General features: G+C 58.1%; 21 protein-coding genes. 15 read left to right on the plus strand and 6 right to left on the minus strand.

Translation table 11 applies throughout. The annotated features are described in order from the left end of the window. The first annotated feature begins 148 nt into the window (after positions 1 to 148). The 8 genes from NHU87_RS13105 to NHU87_RS13140 all read left to right on the plus strand — a co-directional run bounded on the left by NHU87_RS13105 (position 149) and on the right by NHU87_RS13140 (position 11,143). Positions 149 to 2,980, plus strand: a complete 2,832-nt coding sequence (locus NHU87_RS13105; protein ID WP_253548910.1) for a 2-oxoglutarate dehydrogenase E1 component — start codon at positions 149 to 151, stop codon at positions 2,978 to 2,980. A 42-nt stretch (positions 2,981 to 3,022) separates the two neighbouring features. Continuing rightward, on the plus strand, positions 3,023 to 4,237 hold the full coding sequence (gene odhB / locus NHU87_RS13110; RefSeq protein WP_253548911.1) for a 2-oxoglutarate dehydrogenase complex dihydrolipoyllysine-residue succinyltransferase: 1,215 nt from the start codon (positions 3,023 to 3,025) through the stop codon (positions 4,235 to 4,237). A 110-nt stretch (positions 4,238 to 4,347) separates the two neighbouring features. Beyond that, positions 4,348 to 5,784, plus strand: coding sequence for a dihydrolipoyl dehydrogenase (gene lpdA, locus NHU87_RS13115; RefSeq protein WP_030131724.1), 1,437 nt, complete (start codon positions 4,348 to 4,350; stop codon positions 5,782 to 5,784). A gap of 196 nt (positions 5,785 to 5,980) precedes the next feature. Then, entirely contained in the window at positions 5,981 to 7,147 is a 1,167-nt protein-coding gene (gene sucC, locus NHU87_RS13120) for an ADP-forming succinate--CoA ligase subunit beta (RefSeq protein ID WP_007898980.1), read from the plus strand. Continuing rightward, positions 7,147 to 8,028 (plus strand): succinate--CoA ligase subunit alpha, encoded by an 882-nt coding sequence (sucD, locus tag NHU87_RS13125; RefSeq protein ID WP_007898976.1) that lies wholly within the window; start codon positions 7,147 to 7,149, stop codon positions 8,026 to 8,028. The genes sucC and sucD overlap by 1 nt, the downstream gene beginning before the upstream one ends. 390 nt (positions 8,029 to 8,418) lie before the next feature. Beyond that, positions 8,419 to 9,732, plus strand: a complete 1,314-nt coding sequence (gene brnQ / locus NHU87_RS13130) for a branched-chain amino acid transport system II carrier protein (RefSeq protein ID WP_253548912.1) — start codon at positions 8,419 to 8,421, stop codon at positions 9,730 to 9,732. A 272-nt stretch (positions 9,733 to 10,004) separates the two neighbouring features. After that, on the plus strand, positions 10,005 to 10,742 hold the full coding sequence (locus NHU87_RS13135) for a DUF599 domain-containing protein (protein ID WP_253548913.1): 738 nt from the start codon (positions 10,005 to 10,007) through the stop codon (positions 10,740 to 10,742). Continuing rightward, the gene (locus NHU87_RS13140) at positions 10,742 to 11,143 is read left to right on the plus strand and encodes an MAPEG family protein (protein ID WP_253548914.1); all 402 of its coding nucleotides are present in this window, start codon (positions 10,742 to 10,744) and stop codon (positions 11,141 to 11,143) included. The genes NHU87_RS13135 and NHU87_RS13140 overlap by 1 nt, the downstream gene beginning before the upstream one ends. Before the next feature lie 65 nt (positions 11,144 to 11,208). On the opposite strand, the gene NHU87_RS13145 is transcribed toward NHU87_RS13140, so the two are convergent. After that, the gene (locus NHU87_RS13145) at positions 11,209 to 11,466 is read right to left on the minus strand and encodes a hypothetical protein (RefSeq protein WP_253548915.1); all 258 of its coding nucleotides are present in this window, start codon (positions 11,464 to 11,466) and stop codon (positions 11,209 to 11,211) included. Positions 11,467 to 11,623: 157 nt separating this feature from the next. On the opposite strand from NHU87_RS13145, the gene NHU87_RS13150 reads away from it, so the two are divergent. From NHU87_RS13150 to htpG, 3 genes are all read left to right on the plus strand, one after another. Continuing rightward, positions 11,624 to 12,100: a PaaI family thioesterase gene (locus NHU87_RS13150; RefSeq protein WP_253548916.1), complete on the plus strand. Its 477-nt coding sequence runs from the start codon at positions 11,624 to 11,626 to the stop codon at positions 12,098 to 12,100. Beyond that, positions 12,097 to 12,549: a PaaI family thioesterase gene (locus NHU87_RS13155; protein WP_253548917.1), complete on the plus strand. Its 453-nt coding sequence runs from the start codon at positions 12,097 to 12,099 to the stop codon at positions 12,547 to 12,549. The genes NHU87_RS13150 and NHU87_RS13155 overlap by 4 nt, the downstream gene beginning before the upstream one ends. 81 nt (positions 12,550 to 12,630) lie before the next feature. Further along, on the plus strand, positions 12,631 to 14,535 hold the full coding sequence (htpG, locus tag NHU87_RS13160) for a molecular chaperone HtpG (RefSeq protein WP_253548918.1): 1,905 nt from the start codon (positions 12,631 to 12,633) through the stop codon (positions 14,533 to 14,535). Between the two features lie 135 nt (positions 14,536 to 14,670). Here htpG and NHU87_RS13165 read toward each other — a convergent pair whose 3' ends face one another. Both NHU87_RS13165 and NHU87_RS13170 read right to left on the minus strand, forming a co-directional pair. After that, positions 14,671 to 15,558, minus strand: coding sequence for a pirin family protein (locus NHU87_RS13165; protein WP_253548919.1), 888 nt, complete (start codon positions 15,556 to 15,558; stop codon positions 14,671 to 14,673). Between the two features lie 61 nt (positions 15,559 to 15,619). Next, on the minus strand, positions 15,620 to 16,036 hold the full coding sequence (locus NHU87_RS13170; RefSeq protein ID WP_253548920.1) for an OsmC family protein: 417 nt from the start codon (positions 16,034 to 16,036) through the stop codon (positions 15,620 to 15,622). A gap of 272 nt (positions 16,037 to 16,308) precedes the next feature. On the opposite strand from NHU87_RS13170, the gene NHU87_RS13175 reads away from it, so the two are divergent. After that, positions 16,309 to 16,773, plus strand: coding sequence for a DUF3859 domain-containing protein (locus tag NHU87_RS13175; RefSeq protein ID WP_253548921.1), 465 nt, complete (start codon positions 16,309 to 16,311; stop codon positions 16,771 to 16,773). Positions 16,774 to 16,843: 70 nt separating this feature from the next. On the opposite strand, the gene NHU87_RS13180 is transcribed toward NHU87_RS13175, so the two are convergent. From NHU87_RS13180 to purM, 3 genes are read right to left on the minus strand one after another with little or no spacing between them, the layout of a single operon-like run. Further along, positions 16,844 to 17,557, minus strand: coding sequence for a DUF3108 domain-containing protein (locus tag NHU87_RS13180; protein ID WP_038979701.1), 714 nt, complete (start codon positions 17,555 to 17,557; stop codon positions 16,844 to 16,846). An 8-nt stretch (positions 17,558 to 17,565) separates the two neighbouring features. Next, positions 17,566 to 18,216, minus strand: coding sequence for a phosphoribosylglycinamide formyltransferase (gene purN / locus NHU87_RS13185; RefSeq protein WP_253548922.1), 651 nt, complete (start codon positions 18,214 to 18,216; stop codon positions 17,566 to 17,568). Then, the gene (gene purM, locus NHU87_RS13190) at positions 18,216 to 19,274 is read right to left on the minus strand and encodes a phosphoribosylformylglycinamidine cyclo-ligase (protein WP_109628650.1); all 1,059 of its coding nucleotides are present in this window, start codon (positions 19,272 to 19,274) and stop codon (positions 18,216 to 18,218) included. The genes purN and purM overlap by 1 nt, the downstream gene beginning before the upstream one ends. A 388-nt stretch (positions 19,275 to 19,662) precedes the next feature. On the opposite strand from purM, the gene NHU87_RS13195 reads away from it, so the two are divergent. The 3 genes from NHU87_RS13195 (at position 19,663) to hda (ending at position 22,760) form a co-directional block, all read left to right on the plus strand. After that, on the plus strand, positions 19,663 to 20,721 hold the full coding sequence (locus NHU87_RS13195) for a DUF2066 domain-containing protein (protein WP_253548923.1): 1,059 nt from the start codon (positions 19,663 to 19,665) through the stop codon (positions 20,719 to 20,721). Positions 20,722 to 20,751: 30 nt separating this feature from the next. After that, positions 20,752 to 21,825 (plus strand): AI-2E family transporter, encoded by a 1,074-nt coding sequence (locus NHU87_RS13200; protein ID WP_253548925.1) that lies wholly within the window; start codon positions 20,752 to 20,754, stop codon positions 21,823 to 21,825. Positions 21,826 to 22,055: 230 nt separating this feature from the next. Further along, the gene (hda, locus tag NHU87_RS13205; protein ID WP_038979708.1) at positions 22,056 to 22,760 is read left to right on the plus strand and encodes a DnaA regulatory inactivator Hda; all 705 of its coding nucleotides are present in this window, start codon (positions 22,056 to 22,058) and stop codon (positions 22,758 to 22,760) included. The last annotated feature ends 208 nt before the right edge of the window (positions 22,761 to 22,968 follow it).

Below are 22,968 nucleotides of genomic sequence, written 5' to 3' on the forward strand. Positions count from 1 at the left end.
AAGAAATGAGACAAGCAGGGGCATCCGGGCTGGTACCCGGACTATCAGCGTGATCCTAAGTGGCTTGTTTTAGTCGCTGCATTCGGACTTCTGCAAGTTTGCTCGGTGTCGACGCCGGTGGTGTTCCCCTAACCGAGGGTGACCAAGCATGCAAGAAAGCGTGATGCAGCGCATGTGGAACAGCGCCTACCTATCCGGTAGTAACGCTGCCTATGTGGAAGAGCTCTACGAGCTCTACCTGCACGACCCTAACGCTGTGCCAGAAGAATGGCGCACCTACTTCCAGAAGTTGCCTGCTGACGGCAACCCTGCCACTGATGTTTCGCACTCCACAATTCGCGATCATTTCGTCTTGCTGGCAAAGAACCAGCGCCGCGCCCAACCGGTTTCCGCCGGCAGCGTGAGCAGTGAGCACGAGAAGAAGCAAGTTGAAGTGCTGCGATTGATCCAGGCCTACCGTATGCGTGGCCACCAGGCAGCCCAGCTTGACCCGCTGGGGCTGTGGCAGCGTCCTGCACCTGCAGACCTGTCGATCAATCATTACGGCTTGACCAATGCCGATCTTGATACGACCTTCCGTGCCGGCGACCTGTTCATCGGCAAAGAGGAGGCGAGCCTACGCGAAATTCACGAAGCGTTGCAGCAGACATATTGCCGCACCATCGGCGCTGAATTTACGCATATCACCGATTCCGAGCAGCGCCAGTGGTTCCAGCAGCGTCTGGAAAGCGTGCGCGGCCGTCCGACGTACTCCGCCGACATCAAGGGCCACCTGCTCGAACGCGTCACCGCCGGCGAAGGTCTTGAAAAATACCTCGGGACCAAATACCCGGGTACCAAGCGTTTCGGTCTGGAAGGCGGCGAGAGCCTGATTCCGATGCTCGACGAGTTGATCCAGCGTTCCGGGTCCTACGGCACCAAGGAAATCGTCATCGGCATGGCCCACCGTGGTCGTCTGAACGTACTGGTCAACACCTTCGGCAAGAACCCGCGCGAGCTGTTCGACGAGTTCGAAGGCAAGAAGAAGGTCGAGCTGGGTTCCGGTGACGTTAAATATCACCAGGGCTTCTCGTCCAACGTGATGACCACCGGCGGTGAGGTTCACCTGGCCATGGCGTTCAACCCGTCCCACCTGGAAATCGTTTCCCCGGTGGTCGAGGGTTCGGTTCGCGCCCGTCAGGATCGTCGTAACGACCCTACCGGTGAGAAGGTTCTGCCGATCTCCATCCACGGTGACGCGGCATTCGCCGGTCAGGGTGTGGTGATGGAAACCTTCCAGATGTCGCAGACCCGCGGTTTCAAGACCGGCGGCACCGTGCACATCGTGATCAACAACCAGGTCGGTTTCACCATCAGCAACCCGCTGGACTCGCGCTCCACCGAGTACGCGACCGACGTTGCGAAGATGATCCAGGCGCCGATCCTCCATGTAAATGGTGATGATCCGGAAGCCGTATTGTTCGTGACCCAACTGGCCATCGACTACCGCATGCAGTTCAAGCGTGACGTGGTCATCGACCTGGTCTGCTACCGTCGTCGCGGCCACAACGAGGCCGACGAGCCTAGCGGCACCCAGCCAATCATGTATCAGCAGATCACCAAACAGCGCACCACCCGTGAGCTGTATGCCGATCGTCTGACCCAGGGCGGTGTGCTGGACGCAGAGCGTGTTCAGGCGAAAGTCGACGAATACCGCAATGCGCTGGACAACGGTCTGCACGTAGTAAAAAGCCTGGTCAAAGAGCCGAACAAAGAGTTGTTCGTGGACTGGCGTCCGTATCTGGGCCACGCCTGGACTGCGCGTCATGACACTCGCTTCGATCTGAAAACCTTGCAGGAACTGTCCGCCAAGCTGCTGGAAATTCCGGAAGGCTTCGTGGTTCAGCGCCAGGTCTCGAAAATCTACGAAGACCGTCAGAAAATGCAAGCCGGCGGCCTGCCGATCAACTGGGGTTACGCCGAAACCATGGCGTACGCGACCCTGGCGTTCGAAGGTCACCCGATTCGCATGACGGGTCAGGACATCGGTCGCGGTACGTTCTCGCACCGTCACGCTGTCTTGCACAACCAGAAAGACGCGGGTACCTACGTCCCTCTGCAAAACCTGTACAAGGGCCAGCCACGTTTCGACCTGTACGATTCGTTCCTGTCCGAAGAAGCCGTGCTGGCGTTCGAATACGGTTACTCGACCACCACGCCTGAGGCGCTGGTGATCTGGGAAGCCCAGTTCGGCGACTTCGCCAACGGTGCCCAAGTGGTCATCGACCAGTTCATCACCAGTGGCGAGCACAAGTGGGGTCGTCTCTGCGGTCTGACCATGCTGCTGCCGCACGGTTATGAAGGTCAGGGTCCGGAGCACTCTTCGGCTCGTCTGGAGCGTTACCTGCAGCTGTGCGCCGAGCACAATATTCAGGTAGCCGTGCCGACTACGCCGGCTCAGATCTACCACTTGCTGCGTCGTCAGGTGATTCGCCCGCTGCGCAAGCCGTTGATCGTTCTGACTCCGAAGTCGCTGCTGCGTCACAAACTGGCCATCTCGACCCTGGAAGATCTGGCCGAAGGTTCGTTCCAGACTGTTATCCCGGAAATCGATGCCCTGGACCCGAAAAAGGTCGAGCGCGTTGTTCTGTGTAGCGGCAAGGTCTACTACGACCTGCTGGAAAAACGCCGTGCCGAAGGTCGTGATGACATCGCCATCGTGCGTATCGAGCAGCTGTACCCATTCCCTGAGGACGACTTGAACGAAGTCCTGGCTCCGTACACCAACCTCAAACATATCGTTTGGTGTCAGGAAGAGCCGATGAACCAGGGTGCCTGGTACTGCAGCCAACACCACATGCGCCGCATCGTTGGCAATCACGACAAGTCTCTCGTACTTGAGTACGCGGGCCGTGATGCTTCTGCTGCACCTGCTTGTGGTTACGCATCGATGCACGCTGAGCAGCAGGAACAACTGCTGCAAGACGCCTTTACTGTTTAACGCCTTCGCGCACCTGAAACCGAATTTAAGGACTCACAGATAATGGCTATCGAAATCAAAGCCCCCACTTTCCCGGAATCGGTTGCCGATGGCACCGTTGCCACTTGGCACAAAAAACCGGGCGACGCCGTCAAGCGTGACGAACTGATCGTCGACATCGAAACCGACAAAGTCGTACTGGAAGTGTTGGCTACCGCTGACGGCGTGCTGGGCGCTATCGTCAAGAACGAAGGCGACACCGTTCTGTCCGACGAAGTTCTGGGCTCCATCGGTGAGGGCAGTGCTGCTGCCGCTGCTCCAGCCGCCGCTGCTGCACCTGCTGCCGCTGCTCCAGCCGAAGCGGGCGAAGAAGATCCTGTTGCTGCACCGGCTGCTCGCAAGCTGGCTGAAGAAAACGGCATCAACATCGCTTCCGTTGCCGGCACTGGCAAAGGCGGTCGTGTGACCAAGGAAGACGTGGTAGCAGCTGTTGCCGCCAAGAAAGCCGCGCCGGCTGCCGCACCTGCCAAGGCTGCTGCACCTGCTGCCGCTGCCCCGGTATTCGCTGCCGGTGATCGCGTAGAAAAACGCGTACCGATGACCCGCGTGCGCGCCACCGTTGCCAAGCGTCTGGTTGAAGCTCAATCGAACATGGCGATGCTGACCACTTTCAACGAAGTCGACATGACCGAAGTCATGGCCCTGCGTTCGAAGTACAAGGATCTGTTCGAGAAGTCCCACAACGGCGTGCGCCTGGGCTTCATGTCGTTCTTCGTCAAGGCTGCCACCGAAGCGCTGAAACGCTTCCCGGCTGTCAACGCGTCGATCGACGGTGCTGACATCGTTTATCACGGCTACGCTGACGTCGGTGTTGCTGTTTCCAGCGACCGCGGCCTGGTTGTACCGGTTCTGCGTAACGCCGAACTGATGAGCCTGGCTGAAATCGAAGGCGGCATCGCCACCTTTGGCAAGAAGGCTCGTGACGGCAAGCTGTCGATGGACGAAATGACCGGTGGTACGTTCACCATCACCAACGGTGGTACCTTCGGTTCGATGATGTCGACCCCGATCGTCAACCCGCCACAAGCGGCCATCCTGGGCATGCACAACATTCTGCAGCGTCCTATGGCGATCAACGGTCAAGTCGTTATCCGTCCGATGATGTACCTCGCTCTGTCCTACGATCACCGTTTGATCGACGGCAAAGAAGCTGTGACCTTCCTGGTTACCATCAAGAACCTGCTGGAAGACCCGGCTCGTTTGCTGCTGGATATCTGATTTCGTTGCACGGGCCGTTCAGTGATGAGCGGCTCTTCTGTAATGACCAGCTTCGTCCCACGACGGTCCTCAAAAGGGATCGTCCGGTTTGATTCGAGAAGGAATGACACATGACTCAGAAATTCGACGTGGTAGTGATTGGCGCGGGCCCTGGCGGCTACGTGGCTGCCATTAAAGCAGCGCAACTGGGCCTCTCCACTGCCTGCATCGAGAAATACACCGACAAGGAAGGCAAACTGGCCCTCGGCGGTACTTGCCTGAACGTCGGCTGCATTCCATCCAAGGCGCTGCTGGACAGCTCCTGGAAATACAAGGAAGCCAAAGAAGGCTTCGCGATCCACGGTATCAACCACGCTGGCGTGACCATGGACGTGGCAGCGATGGTCGGCCGCAAATCCACCATCGTCAAAGGCCTGACCTCGGGTGTTGCCACCCTGTTCAAGGCTAACGGTGTGACCTCGATCCAGGGCCACGGCAAATTGCTGGCCGGCAAGAAAGTCGAAGTCACCAAGCCTGACGGTTCGGTAGAAATCATTGAAGCCGAGAACGTGATTCTGGCTCCAGGTTCGCGTCCGATCGACATTCCACCGGCTCCGGTCGACCAGAATGTGATCGTCGACTCCACTGGCGCTCTGGAATTCCAATCGGTTCCAAAACGTCTGGGCGTGATTGGCGCTGGCGTGATCGGCCTGGAACTGGGTTCGGTCTGGTCCCGTCTGGGCGCAGAAGTTACCGTTCTCGAAGCGCTGGACACCTTCCTGATGGCCGCTGACGCCGCCGTTTCCAAGGAAGCGCTGAAAACCCTGACCAAACAAGGTCTGGACATCAAGTTGGGTGCTCGCGTTACCGGTTCCAAAGTGAACGGCGACGAAGTCGTTGTGAACTACACCGATGCCAACGGCGAACAGAACATCACTTTCGACAAGCTGATCGTAGCCGTTGGTCGCCGTCCGGTGACCACTGATCTGCTGGCTGCCGATTGCGGCGTGACCCTGGACGAGCGCGGTTTCGTGCACGTTGACGATCACTGCGCCACCACCGTACCGGGCGTTTACGCCATCGGTGACGTGGTTCGCGGCATGATGCTGGCACACAAAGCCTCGGAAGAGGGCATCATGGTCGTTGAGCGCATCAAGGGCCACAAAGCCCAGATGAACTATGATTTGATCCCGTCAGTTATTTATACTCACCCGGAAATCGCGTGGGTCGGCAAAACCGAGCAGACCTTGAAGGCTGAAGGCGTTGAAGTTAACGTTGGCACCTTCCCGTTCGCAGCCAGTGGCCGTGCCATGGCAGCCAACGACACCGGCGGTTTCGTGAAAGTCATTGCCGATGCCAAGACTGACCGCGTATTGGGCGTCCACGTGATTGGCCCGAGCGCTGCAGAACTGGTTCAGCAGGGCGCGATCGGTATGGAGTTCGGCACCAGCGCTGAAGACCTGGGCATGATGGTTTTCTCCCATCCGACCCTGTCTGAAGCCTTGCACGAAGCAGCTTTGGCTGTGAATGGCGGCGCCATCCACATCGCCAACCGCAAGAAGCGTTAAGACAATAAGAAACCACGGCGGTATGGCCCGTCGTGAGCCTTGCATGCAAGACTCACCGCGGAATATCCGCTGGACGCAGTCTTGCGTAGCTGCACCGGTTGTCCGGAAAGGTTACGCAAGCAGCAGTCACAGGTGGTGCGGCACTTGAACAAGTGCAGCACCGAATGCGCAGTACCTAACGAAGACGGTAATAAGCATGAATCTTCACGAGTATCAGGGTAAGCAGCTGTTCGCTGAATACGGCCTGCCAGTTTCGACCGGTTACGCAGTAGACACCCCGGAAGCAGCAGCAGAAGCTTGCGACAAAATCGGCGGCACCGAGTGGGTTGTCAAAGCCCAGGTCCACGCTGGTGGTCGCGGTAAAGCGGGCGGCGTAAAGCTGGTTCGCAGCAAAGAAGACGCCAAAGCATTCGCTCAACAGTGGTTGGGCAAGCGTCTGGTGACTTACCAGACTGATGCCAATGGTCAGCCAGTCACCAAGATCCTGGTTGAGTCGTGCACTGATATCGCTAAAGAGCTGTACCTGGGCGCTGTCGTTGACCGTTCGAGCCGTCGCATCGTGTTCATGGCTTCCACCGAAGGTGGCGTGGACATCGAGAAAATCGCTCACGACACCCCTGAGAAAATTCTCAAGGCCACTATCGATCCACTGGTTGGCGCTCAGCCATTCCAGGGTCGCGAGCTGGCATTCCAGCTGGGTCTGGAAGGCAAGCAAGTTGCTCAGTTCGCCAAGATCTTCGTAGGTCTGGCCAAGCTGTTCAAGGATCACGACCTGGCTCTGCTGGAAGTGAACCCGCTGGTGATCAAGGCTGACGGCGATCTGCATTGCCTCGATGCCAAGATCAACATCGACGCCAACGCCATGTACCGTCAGCCTAAGCTGAAGACTTTCCACGATCCGTCGCAAGACGATCCGCGCGAAGCGCACGCTGCCAAGTTCGAACTGAACTACGTAGCACTGGAAGGCAACATCGGCTGCATGGTCAACGGTGCTGGCCTGGCCATGGGTACCATGGACATCGTCAACCTGCATGGCGGCAAACCAGCCAACTTCCTCGACGTGGGCGGCGGTGCTACCAAAGAACGCGTTACCGAAGCGTTCAAGATCATCCTGTCCGACACTAACGTCGCTGCAGTATTGGTCAACATCTTCGGCGGCATCGTTCGTTGCGACATGATTGCTGAAGGCATCATCGGCGCTGTGAAAGAAGTCGGCGTGAAAATCCCGGTTGTTGTTCGCCTTGAAGGCAACAACGCTGAGCTGGGCGCTAAAGTACTGGCAGAAAGCGGTTTGAACATCATCGCTGCTACCAGCCTGACCGACGCTGCTCAACAAGTCGTTAAAGCTGCGGAGGGCAAATAATGAGCGTCCTGATCAATAAAGACACCAAAGTTATCTGCCAGGGCATTACCGGTTCGCAAGGTAGTTTCCACACCCAGCAAGCCATCGAGTACGGCACCAAGATGGTTGGTGGTGTAACTCCAGGCAAAGGCGGCACCGAGCACCTGGGTCTGCCAGTGTTCAACACCGTGAAAGACGCTGTAGCTGCCACTGGCGCCACCGCCAGCGTGATCTACGTTCCAGCTCCTTTCTGCAAGGACTCCATCCTGGAAGCAGCCTTCGGCGGCATCAAGCTGATCGTTTGCATCACTGAAGGCATTCCTACCCTGGACATGCTGGATGCCAAGGTCAAGTGCGACGAGCTGGGCGTAGTCCTGATCGGTCCTAACTGCCCAGGCGTGATCACTCCAGGCGAATGCAAGATCGGCATCATGCCTGGTCACATTCACTTGCCAGGCAAGGTCGGTATCGTTTCCCGTTCCGGCACCCTGACCTACGAAGCTGTGAAGCAGACTACTGACGCCGGTTTCGGTCAGTCGACTTGCGTCGGCATCGGTGGTGACCCGATCCCGGGTTCGAACTTCATCGACATCCTGAAGTTGTTCCAGGAAGACCCGAAGACCGAAGCGATCGTAATGATCGGTGAGATCGGCGGTTCGGCTGAAGAAGAAGCGGCTGCCTACATCAAGGCAAACGTGACCAAGCCGGTTGTTTCCTACATCGCTGGTGTGACTGCCCCTGCGGGCAAGCGCATGGGCCATGCTGGCGCAATCATCTCTGGCGGCAAAGGCACTGCAGACGAGAAGTTTGCTGCCCTGGAAGACGCAGGCGTTAAAACCGTGCGTTCGCTGGCAGACATCGGCAAGGCTTTGTCCGAGCTGACCGGTTGGGCGATCAAGTAAGCCTCGCGCTTAGCTTGTAACTCTGCTGACAAAGGCCACCTTCGGGTGGCCTTTGTCATTTGCGAAAATCAAAAGATCGCAGCCTCGTTGCACTCGACAGCTCCTACAAGGTTTCGTATCCCCTGTAGGAGCTGTCGAGTGCAACGAGGCTGCGATCTTTTGATCTTTTTATATGTAAACGCGACATTGAAGTGTCGCGTATCGGATAGATCGCACCCTAACAGTGCGTTTGTCGTGCAAATTCGTTAGGCTAGCAGCCATTTTTGCGTCCGCGGCCCACAAGGCAGCGACGCGCTAAACGGGTTAGTCCTATACGGGCCGACAGCATTTCCCTCACCCATAAGGGAAATCCCTCTCTAAATTCCGATTCAGTAGTGTGGTATTTCCTTAATGAAAGTGTTGAAAGGCCAGGACATCCTGGCACTGGGTTTTATGACGTTTGCCCTGTTTGTCGGGGCTGGCAACATCATCTTCCCGCCTATCGTCGGTTTGCAGTCCGGGCCTAATGTCTGGATGGCGGCGCTGGGTTTTCTGATTACCGCGGTGGGTTTGCCGGTGATCACCGTTGTCGCCCTGGCCAAGGTCGGTGGTGCAATGGATGCCTTGAGCAGCCCGATCGGTAAAGTCGCCGGTGGCCTCCTGGCAGCCGCGTGCTACCTCGCTGTCGGCCCGTTGTTCGCGACCCCGCGCACCGCGACCGTGTCGTTCGAGGTGGGTTTGGCGCCGCTGACTGGCGAGAGCCCGCTGGCGCTGTTTCTCTATAGCTCGGTGTACTTCCTGGTGGTGTTCTTCATCTCGCTCTATCCGGGCCGCCTGCTCGATACCGTAGGACGTTTCCTTGCACCGCTGAAGATCATCGCCCTGGCCGCTCTCGGCATCGCCGCGTTCGCGTTGCCGGCCGGTGATATTGGCGTGGCCACTCCTGAATATGTCGCAGCACCGTTCTCCCAAGGCTTTATCAATGGTTACCTGACCATGGATACCCTGGGCGCGCTGGTATTCGGCATTGTCATCGTCAATGCAATCCGCTCCCGTGGCGTGGAATCACCGGCGTTGATCACCCGTTACGCGATCATTGCCGGGCTGATTGCTGGCGTGGGTCTGGCGCTGGTTTATGTCAGTCTGTTCCGCCTCGGTTCGGGCAGCCATGAAGTAGCCGCCGGTGCTGCCAACGGCGCGGCGGTATTGCATGCGTACGTTCAACACACCTTTGGTTCGTTGGGCAGCGGTTTCCTTGCGGTGCTGATCTCCCTGGCCTGCCTGGTGACAGCGGTCGGTCTGACATGCGCCTGTGCCGAATACTTCAGCCGTGTACTGCCACTGTCCTACAAGACACTGGTGATCATCCTGGCTGCATTCTCGCTGTTGGTGTCCAATCTGGGCCTCACTAAGCTGATCGCGTTCTCGATCCCGGTGCTGACCGCCATCTACCCGCCGTGCATCGCCCTGGTAGCGCTGAGTTTCTGCAAGGACCTCTGGCATGAGCAGGGCCGCATTGTTGGTCCGGTGATGCTGGTGTCGTTCATCTTCGGTCTGATCGATGCCCTCAAGGGCGCCGGTCTGGCTGACTGGATGCCGACTCAACTGACTCACTTGCCGCTGAGCGAGCAGGGTCTGGCGTGGCTGGTGCCGTCGGTCATGACGCTGGTAGTCGCCGTGGTCTGCGACCGTCTATTGGGCAAGCGCGAAGAAGCGCTGGCTTAAGCTGCTTCATGGGCCGCCATAAGCGGGCCCTTGAGCTGCAAATGGAAATGCCCCGTATCAATCGATACGGGGCATTTTTTTATGGGCGGGATGCGGTGTCTTTTTCCTTGCGCTAACGTCGAAGCACTACCTGTGTAGGAGCGAGGCTTGCCCGCGAAGGCGGTGTCACATGCAAAAAAATTATCGACTGACACGCCGTCTTCGCGGGCAAGTCGGATCGCCGCATCGCTCGCTCCTACAGGTTCTACTGCCAATGTCTCACAGGGAATTGCATGTCGTTCATCCACGCCAATCTGATCCACATCCTCGCCGCGCTCTGGTTTGTCGTCTGCTGGGGCGGTTACACCCGTTACGCTTCATGGAAGGCCCGCGACACCGCGTGCCTGGCCAGCGTGTTGCACTTGTATCGCGAAGACTGGATGCGCCGCATGCTGTTGCGCGACAACCGCATTGCCGATGCCAGCGTGATCGGTAACCTGGAACGCAACGCCTCGTTCTTCGCTTCCAGCACGTTGATTATCCTGGCCGGTATTCTCACGGTATTGGGTGCGTCCGACAGAGCCGTGTCGTTGCTGGCGGATATCCCGATGGTGCAACAGGCCTCCCAAGGGATGTCGGAGATCAAGTTGTTGTGCCTGGCGCTGGTGTTTGTCTATGCGTTCTTTACGTTCAGCTGGTGCATGCGGCAGTACAACTTTGCGGCGATTCTGGTGGGCTCGGCGCCGATGGTCGGCGAGCGTCATGTGTCTGAGCAAGAGCGCAAAGCCTTCGCTTCCCGAGCCGCCCGTGTCATCTCCATGGCGGCCAACCAGTTCAACTTCGGTCTGCGTTCCTATTACTTTGGCATGACCATGCTGGCGTGGTTCGTCAGCCCCTGGTTGTTCATGCTGATGAGTGCCGGCGTCGTGCTGGTGTTGTATCGCCGCGAGTTTCACTCCGACGTTCTTGATGTAATGGTGTATACCCCTACAGAGGCGCCATTGCCTGAAGCGAACAAGGAGGCTGCTTGATGAGTATTCCGTTCTGGTGTGTGTTTATCAGCGCATTGTTGATTTACGTGGCAAAGATTCCAGTGGCCAAGGCCATGAACGAGCAGGGGGGTTACAACAATCACCTGCCGCGCCAGCAGCAGGCGCAACTTACCGGCTTTGGTGCCCGTGCATTGGCGGCCCACCAGAACAGTTTCGAGGCGTTCTTATTGTTCGCGGTAGGGGTGTTGATGGCGCACACCACGCAGACGGCAGGATGGCTGATCGATACGCTGGCAATCATCTTTGTGATCGCGCGCATCATTTACTTGCTGTGCTATTGGGCAGATCTGGCCTGGCAGCGCAGTCTGGTGTGGTTTGTGGGTTTGGTGTGTTCGTTGTTGCTGATGATTAGTCCGACTTTTAGAACAATTTTGCTCTAACACTTATCGCCAATAAAAAGAAAACCCGCACTTGGCGGGTTTTCTTTATCACACTAAAAACGGTTTTAGTTTTTAGGTGCTTCTGGCGCTGGAGCTGGAGCGGCTTCTTTTGCCGCTGCTGCGTTCGATTCAGCCTGAGCTTTGGCAGCTTCGGCGTTTTCTTTTGCAGCCTCGTTCACTTTATCCTGAGCTTCGCCCATTTTCTCCTGAGCTTGCTCGGAATGTTTGGCGGCATCTTGAGCTTTGTCCTCGGATTTTTTATCGCAGGCAGCGAGACCGAGGGTAGCGGTCAACATCAAGGCAATAGCTAAAGTCTTACGCATGGGGTGTTTCTCCTTATGGAAATATCTACTTGGCCTTTCGAGCACGGCGATCAGGGTTAAGTTCCTTAATTCGCACAGATATATAAGTTTGTTTTGCAGCGGAACTTTTGCCCTCTAGCCTGCTGCTTTGCCCGGACACTAAGAAGAGTTTTATCAAATGGCCGAAAACCCCGTTTTTGAGCGTGCGACGCGCTTCCTGTCGGCATTGCGGCATTGTCAGGTACTCGGCATGCGTGTTCACAGCGCCAGCAGCGAAGGGTTGACGGTAATTCTGCCCTACAGCCCGCAGATCGTCGGCAATCCGCAAACCGGGGTGATTCATGGCGGAGCGGTGACCGCGCTGATGGACACCGCCTGCGGCATGGCCACCCTTTGCGTGCTGCCCGAATTCGAAGTCTGTCCGACGCTCGACTTGCGCATCGACTACATGCGCGCCGCCGAGCCGCACAAGGACGTGTACGGCTTCGCCCAATGCTACCGAGTGACCACCGACGTGATCTTCGCGCGCGGTTTTGCCTACCAGGACGATCCCGAACAGCCCATCGCCCATGTGGTGGGCACGTTCATGCGCATGGGCAAGGGCATCAAAGGCACTAAAGGTTTTGGCGGCGCCATGGCCGGAGGTGCGAAATGACCGACACGTTCAAGGAACAACTTCAACAGGCTCATGCGCAGGGGGACTACGCCTCGCTGCTGCAGCTGATTCCCTACGCCAGGTTGATCGGCGTCGAATGTTCACGGGTGGGGGATGAGCTACTGTTTCGTCTGCCGGCCAACAAGGACAACATTGGTAATCCTTTATTGCCGGCGATTCATGGCGGAGTGATTGCCGGGTTCATGGAGCTTTCGGCGGCACTGCACCTGCTGATTTTCACCGGTTCGCCGGGCGTGCCGAAGATTATCGACTTTTCCCTCGACTACTTGCGCGCGGGGCAGTTTCGCGATACCTGGGCCAGATGCCAGGTGTGCCGACAGGGGCGCCGGGTCGCAAACGTGGCGATTACGGCCTGGCAAAGCACCGAAGCCGAGCCCATTGCCACGGCCCGGGCTCATTTCAAAATCGAGGAGCCCTTGAAATCCTGATCTCAGCCCCCAACTCTGAGGACAACCCGCCGCCGACCCTCAAGGTCGCGGCTTATGCCATCTGATTGGAGTTTGATGACCATGAGTGTGGAAACTCAAAAGGAAACCCTGGGCTTCCAGACCGAGGTGAAGCAACTGCTGCACCTCATGATCCATTCGCTGTATTCCAACAAGGAAATTTTCCTTCGCGAATTGATCTCGAACGCCTCTGACGCTGTCGACAAGTTACGCTTTGAAGCGCTTGCCAAGCCTGAATTGCTGGAAGGCGGCGCTGAACTGAAAATCCGTGTGAGCTTCGACAAAGACGCTAAAACCGTCACCCTTGAAGACAACGGCATCGGCATGAGCCGTGAAGACGCAGTGACCCATCTGGGTACCATCGCCAAGTCCGGCACTGCCGATTTCATGAAACACCTGTCTGGCGATCAGAAAAAAGACTCGCACCTGATCGGTCAATTCGGTGTCGGCTTCTATTCGGCCTTCATCGTTGCCGACAAAGTCGACGTCTTCAGCCGCCGTGCCGGCCTGGCTGCCAGCGAAGGCGTGCACTGGTCGTCCAAGGGCGAAGGCGAGTTCGAAATTTCCACTGTCGAGAAAGCCGACCGTGGTACTCGCATCGTTCTGCACCTGAAGTCCGCTGAAGACGAATTCGCCGATGGCTGGCGTCTGCGCAACATCATCAAGAAGTACTCCGACCACATCGCCTTGCCGATCGAGTTGCCGAAAGAAGTGGCAGCCGTTGAAGGCGAAGAGCAGCCAGCCGTTGAATGGGAAACCGTCAACCGCGCCAGCGCCCTGTGGACTCGCCCTCGCACTGAAGTGAAAGACGAGGAATACCAGGAGTTCTACAAGCACGTCGCTCACGATTTCGAAAACCCGCTGAGCTGGAGCCACAACAAGGTCGAAGGCAAGCTCGAGTACACCTCGCTGCTTTATGTGCCGACCCGTGCTCCGTTCGACCTGTACCAGCGTGAAGCGCCGAAAGGCCTGAAGCTGTACGTGCAGCGTGTGTTCGTCATGGATCAGGCCGAGTCGTTCCTGCCGCTGTACCTGCGCTTCATCAAAGGCGTGGTCGACTCCAATGACCTGTCGCTGAACGTGTCGCGGGAAATCCTGCAGAAAGACCCGATCATCGATTCGATGAAGTCGGCGCTGACCAAGCGCGTTCTGGACATGCTGGAAAAACTGGCGAAGAACGAGCCTGAGCAATACAAAGGTTTCTGGAAGAACTTCGGTCAGGTCATGAAAGAAGGCCCGGCAGAAGACTTCGCCAACAAAGAGAAAATCGCCGGCCTGCTGCGTTTCGCCTCCACTCAGGGCGACGACGGTGAGCAGGTTGTAGGTTTGGCCGACTACCTGGCCCGCGCCAAGGAAGGTCAGGACAAGATCTACTACCTGACGGGCGAAACCTACGCGCAAGTCAAAAACAGCCCGCACCTGGAAGTCTTCCGCAAGAAAGGCATCGAAGTGCTGCTGCTGACCGACCGCATCGACGAGTGGCTGATGAGCTACCTCAACGACTTCGACGGCAAGAGTTTTGTCGACGTGGCACGCGGTGACCTGGACCTCGGCAATCTGGATTCGGAAGAAGACAAGAAAGCCGCGGAAGAAGTCGCCAAGTCCAAAGAAGGCCTAGTTGAGCGACTCAAGACCGCTTTGGGCGACTCTGTGGCTGAAGTGCGGGTTTCCCATCGTCTGACCGATTCCCCGGCGATTCTGGCCATCGGCGAGCAGGACCTGGGCCTGCAAATGCGTCAGATCCTGGAAGCCAGCGGTCAGAAGGTTCCGGATTCGAAGCCGATCTTCGAATTCAACCCGGCTCACCCGCTGATCGAGAAACTCGACAACGAACAGAGCGACGAGCGCTTCGGCGACCTCTCGCACATTCTGTTCGATCAGGCGGCCCTGGCGGCCGGCGACAGCTTGAAAGACCCGGCCGCTTATGTGCGCCGTCTGAACAAGCTGCTGGTTGAACTGTCGGTTTGACCGAGTTGTAAAAAAAACCCGCTTCGGCGGGTTTTTTATTGATCGTTCCCACGCGCAGCAAAGGAATGCCTCCAGTGACGCGCAGCGTCACGGGCTGCATTCCTTTGCTGCGCGTGGGACCGATCAGCCGATCAATTACAGAGGCGTTGGCGGGCTTCGGTATTTCGGTAATTCGATCCGCTCGCTTTCCCCCGGCACTGTCGGCCAATCCCCGGCCGCCCAGCGCCGACGTGCTTCATCGATCAATGCCGGATCGCTGGCCACGAAATTCCAGTTGATCCGTCGCGGCCCATCCAGCGGCGCGCCGCCAAACAGCACGGCATGACAGTCGCTCTCGGCGAACAGTGTCATCTCTTCCCCGGCCGGCAACACCACCAGCGAATGCGGCTCCAGCGGTTCGCCATCCAGTTGCGCCTCACCGCTCAGCACGTACAGTGCCCGTTCGTCATGCTCGGTGGGAATCAGCAATGTGGTCGCCGTTTGCAGGTTCAATTCGGCGTACAGCGTAGGAGAAAGCACCGGGACCGGCGATTCGAGGCAAAAGCCTGACCCGGCGATCATGCGTATCTTCACGCCAAGGTTATCGCTGACGGGCAGCGTGGCAGCCGGATGGTGGCTGTAATGTCCCGGGCCGTGTTCACGATCCATGGGCGAAGCCAGCCAGATCTGTAAGCCGTGCATCGTAAAGCCGCTGGCTTTCAATGGTTCGGGCGTGCGTTCGACGTGGGCAATTGCGCTACCCGCCGTCATCCAGCTGACATCGCCGGCATTCACCACCTGATCGGAACCAAGGCTGTCCTTGTGCTGGATTTGCCCTTTGAACAGGTAGGTGAGGGTGGACAGGCCGATGTGCGGATGCTGACGGATGTTCATGCCTTTGCCCGCCGGATAACGGGTTTCGAGCATGTGGTCAAAAAAAACGAAAGGCCCGACGTTGCGACATTTGGCTGACGGCAACGGGCGAAGAATCGGCTGGCCTTCGACATCTTCGGCGCGAGGGCGGATCACGAGCGGAGTGTTCATGGTGCATTCCAGGCTGAGCGGGTGACGCAGGGAGCATAACCCGCTTGTGCAGCCCTTGCCGCTATTGGCTGAAGGCACCTTCGGACAGATGGGTTTCGATGCTGATGTCAGAAGTGGTCATCAGCTTGTGTACCGGGCAGCGGTCGGCCACGCGGTGCAGTTCGTCACGCTGGGCGTCGGTGAGCACACCTTTGAGCGTGAGTTCGACGTGCAGGGCGTATTTGCCTTTCTGCTCTTCACTGTTGTCGCGAGTGACCTCAACCTCGACGCCGGTCAGCGGGATGTCCTTTTTCTGGGCATACATTTTCAGCGTCAGGGCCTTGCAGGCACCCAGGGCTGCATCGAAGTAGTCGTGTGGTTCAGGCGCGGTGCCTTCGCCGCCAGAGGTTTTCGGCACATCGGCAAAAAGTTCGTGGTCATCGATCTGGACGCTGTGACGAAAACCTTCGGCGGAAACAGTATTGACGGTAACGGTCATGGGAAACCTCGCGGGCTGCAGGAAAAGTCATTCGATCAAAAAAAGACCCTGAAGTTATAGAGCATTCCTTCAAGTTCGCGTTCCACTTTTTGGGCGGTCGATTTGACCTTCCCCAAACCTGTAGGAGCGAGGCTTGCCCGCGAAGAATACACTGTGGTTTTCAGGTATTACGCGTCATCGTTCTTCGCGGGCAAGCCTCGCTCCTACAGGTTGTCATCGTCCTGTCACCCCCGCGTCATACCCTCGCGCTCATCTCAATCAAGGAGCGCACCATGCACCTCACCCGTTTAACCGCCCTGGCCACAATGATGTTCGTCAGTGGTCTGGCCAGTGCCGAAGTCCGCGTCGAAGGCCCGGTGGAATACGGCGTGTTCGCTGGCCCGAAAGCCGAACTGCAATCGGGCGAGCGAGTTTTGCGCCGCAGCAATGAACAGATCCAGCAGACCGAAATCGTCCCCGCCAAACTTGGCACCAAATTCGGTATGCGTTACCAGTTAGTTGGCAAGGTCGCCGAAGACCAGCCGCTGACGTTGCTCTATTTCACGCCGGGCATCCGTACTCCGGATGGCATGCGTCACGACAAACTGGAAGTGACTCAAAAACTGGTACCCGGTGCTCCGCAGGACGTGATGGCGTACGAGTTCACCGAAAGCCACGAAGTCGTTCCCGGTGAATGGCGTTTCATGGTGTTCCAGGGCGATCGCCTGCTGGCCCAGCAAAGCTTTACCGTGCGCTGATCGCTCTCGCCCAGCCAAATGCCAGACGAAAAAAAGCCCCGCATTTGCGGGGCTTTCATGTCGTTGCGAATCAGCTGCCTTTGACCGGCTTGCCGTTGACCGTACCGTCGAGGAGCATGATGTTGTACTCCTTGCCGTCGGTTTCGACCTGTTGCAGACGGACCAGCAAATAATCCCAGTCCTTGGCGAACCACAGCACGGTGATGCGCTTGCTTTGTGTCGGGTCGCGCACGCGCTCGACCTTGATCGCATCGATCTGGCCAGCCTTGGTATCGACTTTCTCCGAGCCCAGCACGCGGAAGTCATAGGTATCGACTTCGCCGTCATCGACGACCTGATAGCTCATGCTTTTCTTGCCGGCGGCCACGTCATGCTGCAGCGCCAGTTGATAGGTGGACTTGTCGACCATGCCGCGGTTGAGTGGAAGCTTGACGGCGTCACCGCGATCGGTGCCGGTGACCATCTTGTTGGTCCAGTCGAAATCCAGATCAGCCTTCTTGGCTTTGCCCAGGCCACCACGTTCGAAGTGGTAGGACTGTGGCAGCAGCGTGTCCTTGTCCAGGGTCAGGGTGCTTTCTTCAGTCAGGCTGGCGATCATCATCGACGCCTTGAAGCTGAGTTTCCAGACGCCGTTGGCTCCCTTGGTCAGGCTGCGTTCGGCGGTGCCACTCATGGGCAACTGCTTCCAGTCGGCGGTGTAGCTGGCGGAGAAGGGTTGAAGGTCTGCGGCCTGCGCAAACGGCAGGGCGAGCAGAGCGCAAGCGAAGAGCAGGGCGCGACGCATAAAATCTCCTAGGTTCGAATCAAGTGGCCGCTGGCCGCGAGTAACTGTCCGTCCAGTAAAGCACCTTGTTCACCGAGTGATAAACGACCTTCGGCAAACCAGCGTACAGCCATCGGGTAGATCAGGTGTTCCTGAGTATGGACTCGCTGCGCCAGACTCTGCGGCGAATCGTGCAACTCTACCGGTATTACTGCCTGTACGACCAGTGGCCCGCCATCGAGTTCCTCGGTGACGAAGTGCACGGAACAGCCGTGTTCAGTGTCGCCGGCCTCCAGCGCGCGCTGATGAGTGTGTAACCCTTTGTATTTGGGCAGCAGCGAGGGATGGATATTGAGCAGGCGACCCTGATAGTGGCGCACGAAGTCAGCGCTGAGAATGCGCATGAAGCCGGCCAGTACCACGAGTTTGGGGTTGAAGGCGTCGATCAGTTCGATCAGCGCGGCATCGAAGGCCTCGCGACCTTCGAAAGCCTTGTGATCGAGGGTGCGGGTGTCGATACCCGCGTCCCTGGCGCGTTGCAGGCCGTAGGCGTCGGCGCGGTTGGAGATCACCGCAGCGATGCGAACCGGGCTGTCGCCGGTCCGCGTGCTGTCGATCAAGGCCTGCAAGTTACTGCCGGTGCCGGACAACAGCACCACCACATCACAGGTCTGAGACATCAATGAGCCTTGAGGTTCTTCAGTTCGACCTGAGCCGCGCCTTCGGCAGCGGTGGCGATCTGACCAATGACCCAAGGCTGCTCGCCGGCTTCACGCAATACGTTCAGCGCGGTTTCAACGTGCTCCTGGCCAACGCAGATAACCATGCCGACGCCGCAGTTCAGCACGCGGTGCATTTCGTTTTCATCGACGTTGCCTTTCTCTTGCAGCCAGTCGAACACGGCAGGGCGAGTCCAGCTTGCAACGTCAACCACCGCTTGTGCGCCTTTTGGCAGAACGCGCGGAATGTTGTCCAGCAGGCCACCACCGGTGATGTGGGCCATGGCTTTGACGGCGCCGGTGTCCTTGATCAGCTTGAGTAGCGGCTTCACATAGATGCGGGTCGGGGCCATCAGCAGGTCGGTCAGCGGTTTGCCATCGAGCTGGATGTTTTCGATGTCTGCACCGGACACTTCGATGATCTTGCGGATCAGCGAGTAGCCGTTGGAGTGCGGGCCGGAAGACGGCAGGGCGAGCAGGGCATCGCCGGCAGCGACTTTGGAACCGTCGATGATTTCGGATTTTTCCACGACGCCGACGCAGAAGCCGGCCAGGTCGTAGTCTTCGCCTTCGTACATGCCAGGCATTTCAGCGGTTTCGCCGCCGACCAGGGAGCAGCCGGACAGCTCACAGCCAGCGCCGATGCCGGTCACGACCTGGGTCGCGGTTTCGACGTTCAGTTTGCCGGTGGCGTAGTAGTCGAGGAAGAACAGCGGCTCGGCGCCGCAGACCACCAGGTCGTTCACGCACATGGCAACCAGGTCGATGCCGATGCTGTCGTGCTTGTTCAGGTTCAGCGCCAGGCGCAGTTTGGTGCCGACGCCGTCAGTGCCCGATACCAGCACCGGTTGCTTGTAACCGGCCGGGATTTCGCAGAGGGCGCCGAAACCGCCCAGGCCGCCCATGACTTCCGGGCGCGCAGTGCGCTTGGCGACGCTCTTGATGCGTTCGACCAATGCTTCACCGGCGTCGATGTCTACACCGGCGTCCTTGTAGCTCAGGGAGGGTTGCTTGCTCATGATCCAGGCCTTTAGGGGGGATTCAGGGGTAACGACCGAGTCCAGTGGGACCGCCGAAACAAACGAAGGCGAGTGCCATCCGTGAATTTCAAGGTGCCCGGCTGTTGCCGGTCTGCGAAGGCGCGCGATTTTATCAGGCTTGAGGGGCAGCGGCCATCCTCGTGCCGACGGGCAGAGGCATATCGCGTTAAAAAAACCGATATTGCCCGTGTTGGTGGCGTCCCGGATGGCTGTATAAGGTATCGACGTTAACCGTCTATCGTTATGACAATGCGAAAACTTACCGGGATCGGGTGAATGTTTTGTTTGAACGTGTGGTCAACAGACCCTTGGTTCAATCATCTTCACGCGGTCTGTTCCAGCCGCTCTTGTCGTCAGGAATCTTTTTATGCGTTTTCTTAAATTCTTGTTCGTGGGCTGTTTATCCATGGTCAGCCTGGCCGGTCATGCCGAAACCGTCAAAGGCCTCTATCAAGTGCGCGAGCCTGTCAGCAGCCAGACGCCGGAGGAACGCGATCAGGCGACTCAGCGGGCGCTGGATACCCTGGTGTTGCGCCTGACCGGCGACCCCAAGGCGGCGCAGAGCCCGGGTCTGGCGACTGTGCGCAAAGACCCTCAGCAGATCATCAGTCAGTTCGGTTATGAGGCCGGGCCGCCGCAAGTGCTGAAAGTCGATTTCGATCCGGCCACCACCGAACAGGCCTTGCGGCGTGCCGGGTTGGCCGTGTGGGGCAGCAACCGGCCGTCGATTCTCGGTTGGTGGTTGAACGAATCCAGCGAAGGTTCGAGCCTGGTCGGCGATGATCAGGCCAGCGCTACGCCGCTGCGTCGTGCAGCTCAACATCGTGGGCTGCCGTTGCGTCTGCCGCTGGCGGACCTGGAAGAGCAGATGATCGCCACTGCACCGAATCTGGAAAGTGCAGACCCGGCACCACTGCGGGGCGCATCCGACCGCTACAATGCGGACGCCTTGCTGGCGGTGCATGCCCGTGAAGAGGGGGGGCAATGGCAAGCCAAGTGGCGTTTGTGGCTGGGCGATCAGAAAGAAGCCGGCAGTGTGCAGGGCGCCGATACCGCCGCGCTGGCCGATGCGGTGATGCTGGCCGTCAGTCAACGCCTGGCACCGCGTTTTGCCGCTAAACCGGGCGCATCGAGCGAGCAATTGCTGGAAGTGCAGGGAATGAGCCTGGAGCGTTATGCGACGCTCGGGCGTTTGCTGGAGCCTTTTGGCGCGCGTCTGCAGAGTGTCGACGGTGATCGCGTGCTTTATCGGGTCAACGGCAGCGCCGATCAATTGCGGGCGCAGTTGTCTTTGGCCAAGTTGCAGGAAATTCCGGCAGGTGAGGCGCCGGCCCCTGTGGCGCCTGTTCAGCCCGTGGTGGCTGGCTCGGCACCGGCCGTAGCGCCAGCCCCGGCACCGACGCCGCAGTTACGTTTTCGCTGGTAGTTTTTCTTTATATAGAAGCAGGAGTGGTACATGGCCGATACACGGCGTTGGTTCTGGCTCGGTGGGGTGGTCCTGCTTTGCGCGTTTGTTTACCTGTTGCACCCGATCCTGACGCCTTTCCTGGTGGCGCTGTTGCTGGCTTATCTGTTCGATCCGCTGGTGGATCGGCTGGAAAAGTACGGTCTGTCACGGACCTGGGGCGTGGTGGCGGTGTTCGCCTTGTTCACATTGATCGTCACCGCGTTGCTATTAGTGCTGGTGCCGATGCTCGCCAAGCAGTTGTTCCGCTTGTATGAGCTGACGCCGCAGATGCTCGACTGGTTGCAGCACACCGCCGTGCCGTGGGCGCAATCGAAGATGGGGTTGTCGGACGGCTTCTGGAAGTTCGACAAGCTCAAGGCGGCATTCAGCGAGCACATGGGCCAGACCACCGATGTGGTCGGCGTGGTGCTGAGTCAGGCGACGGCTTCAGGCCTTGCATTAATCGGTTTGCTGGCCAATCTGGTGTTGATCCCGGTGGTGAGTTTTTATCTGCTGCGCGACTGGGATCTGATGATGGCCAAGATCCGCAGCCTGCTGCCGCGTGATCGTGAAGAGCGCGTCATGTCTCTGGCGGGAGAATGCCACGAAGTGCTTGGCGCGTTCGTGCGCGGTCAGTTGCTGGTGATGCTGGCGCTCGGCGTGATCTACGCCGCAGGTTTGATGATCGTCGGGCTGGAGCTGGGGCTGTTGATCGGTCTGATTGCCGGTCTGGCGGCGATCGTGCCGTACATGGGATTCGTCATCGGGATTGGCGCGGCATTGATTGCCGGTCTGTTCCAGTTCGGTGGCGATCTGTATCCCATGATCGGTATTGTCGCGGTGTTCATGGTCGGCCAGGCACTGGAGGGCATGGTCCTCACGCCGTTGCTGGTGGGCGACCGGATCGGCCTGCACCCGGTGGCGGTGATCTTCGCCATTCTGGCCGGCGGCGAGTTGTTTGGTTTTACCGGCGTGCTGCTGGCATTGCCGGTGGCGGCGGTGATCATGGTCCTGGTGCGTCATATACATGATTTGTATAAGGATTCGGACATCTACGGTGGGGTCGACGAATCCACGCTGTAAGGGTTTTTGATCGCTCATGGCAGGCAGTCTGGTTTCGTGCCAGGTTTGCCCGTATCCCTCGTGTGGCTGTCACATGCGCCGCCAAAGAAACTGTCATAAAACCAGCACGTTAACGCAAACCTTTGATTTTGCTTGTGGTCTGTCGCATTGTGCGGTCAGCCTCACGGGTATAAACTTCGCAAACTTTACACAGAGGCCACTAACGGTTCCTTTGGAACTGTTCAGTCAGCATGAAACCGATTCAGCTGCCCCTAGGTGTGCGTCTGCGTGATGACGCCACCTTTATCAATTACTACCCAGGCGCCAATGCCGCTGCACTCGGCTATGTCGAGCGGCTTTGCGAAGCCGACGCCGGCTGGACGGAAAGCCTGATTTACCTCTGGGGCAAGGACGGGGTAGGGCGCACGCATTTGTTGCAGGCGGCGTGTCTGCGTTTCGAGCAACTGGGGGAGCGTGCGGTGTACCTGCCGTTGGCCGAGTTGCTGGACCGCGGCATCGAAATCCTCGATAACCTCGAACAATACGAACTGGTCTGCCTGGACGATCTGCAAGCGGTTGCCGGCAAGGCGGATTGGGAAGAGGCGCTGTTCCATCTATTCAATCGCTTGCGTGACAGCGGTCGGCGTCTGTTGATCGCCGCCTCGACGTCCCCGCGTGAACTGCCGGTGAAACTGGCGGACCTCAAATCGCGGCTGACACTGGCACTCATCTTCCAGATGCGCCCACTCTCTGACGAAGACAAATTGCGTGCCTTGCAGTTGCGCGCATCCCGTCGTGGCCTGCACCTGACCGACGAGGTCGGGCATTTTATTCTGACCCGCGGGACCCGCAGCATGAGTGCGCTTTTCGAGTTGCTTGAGCGTCTCGATCAGGCCTCCCTCCAAGCTCAGCGCAAGCTGACAATCCCATTCCTGAAAGAAACCCTTGGTTGGTAAAAAACCTGGATCAGACTCAGGTTTTACACGGGGTTTCCCATATTTCAGGCGTCAAAAAATCCGCTTTCCTGCAAGAAGGCAGGCTGCGCAAAGGTTCAAAATGGTCTTAAGCGCTTAGATGTAAACGAGAAACCGATAAGTCACATAAAGATCGATTGAATTTGCAAATGAGGTTGATAGCGGGCATAGTCGCGGCTTCTTCAAAACT

The organism is Pseudomonas mandelii, assembly GCF_024138395.1.
Lineage (GTDB): Bacteria > Pseudomonadota > Gammaproteobacteria > Pseudomonadales > Pseudomonadaceae > Aquipseudomonas > Aquipseudomonas mandelii_E.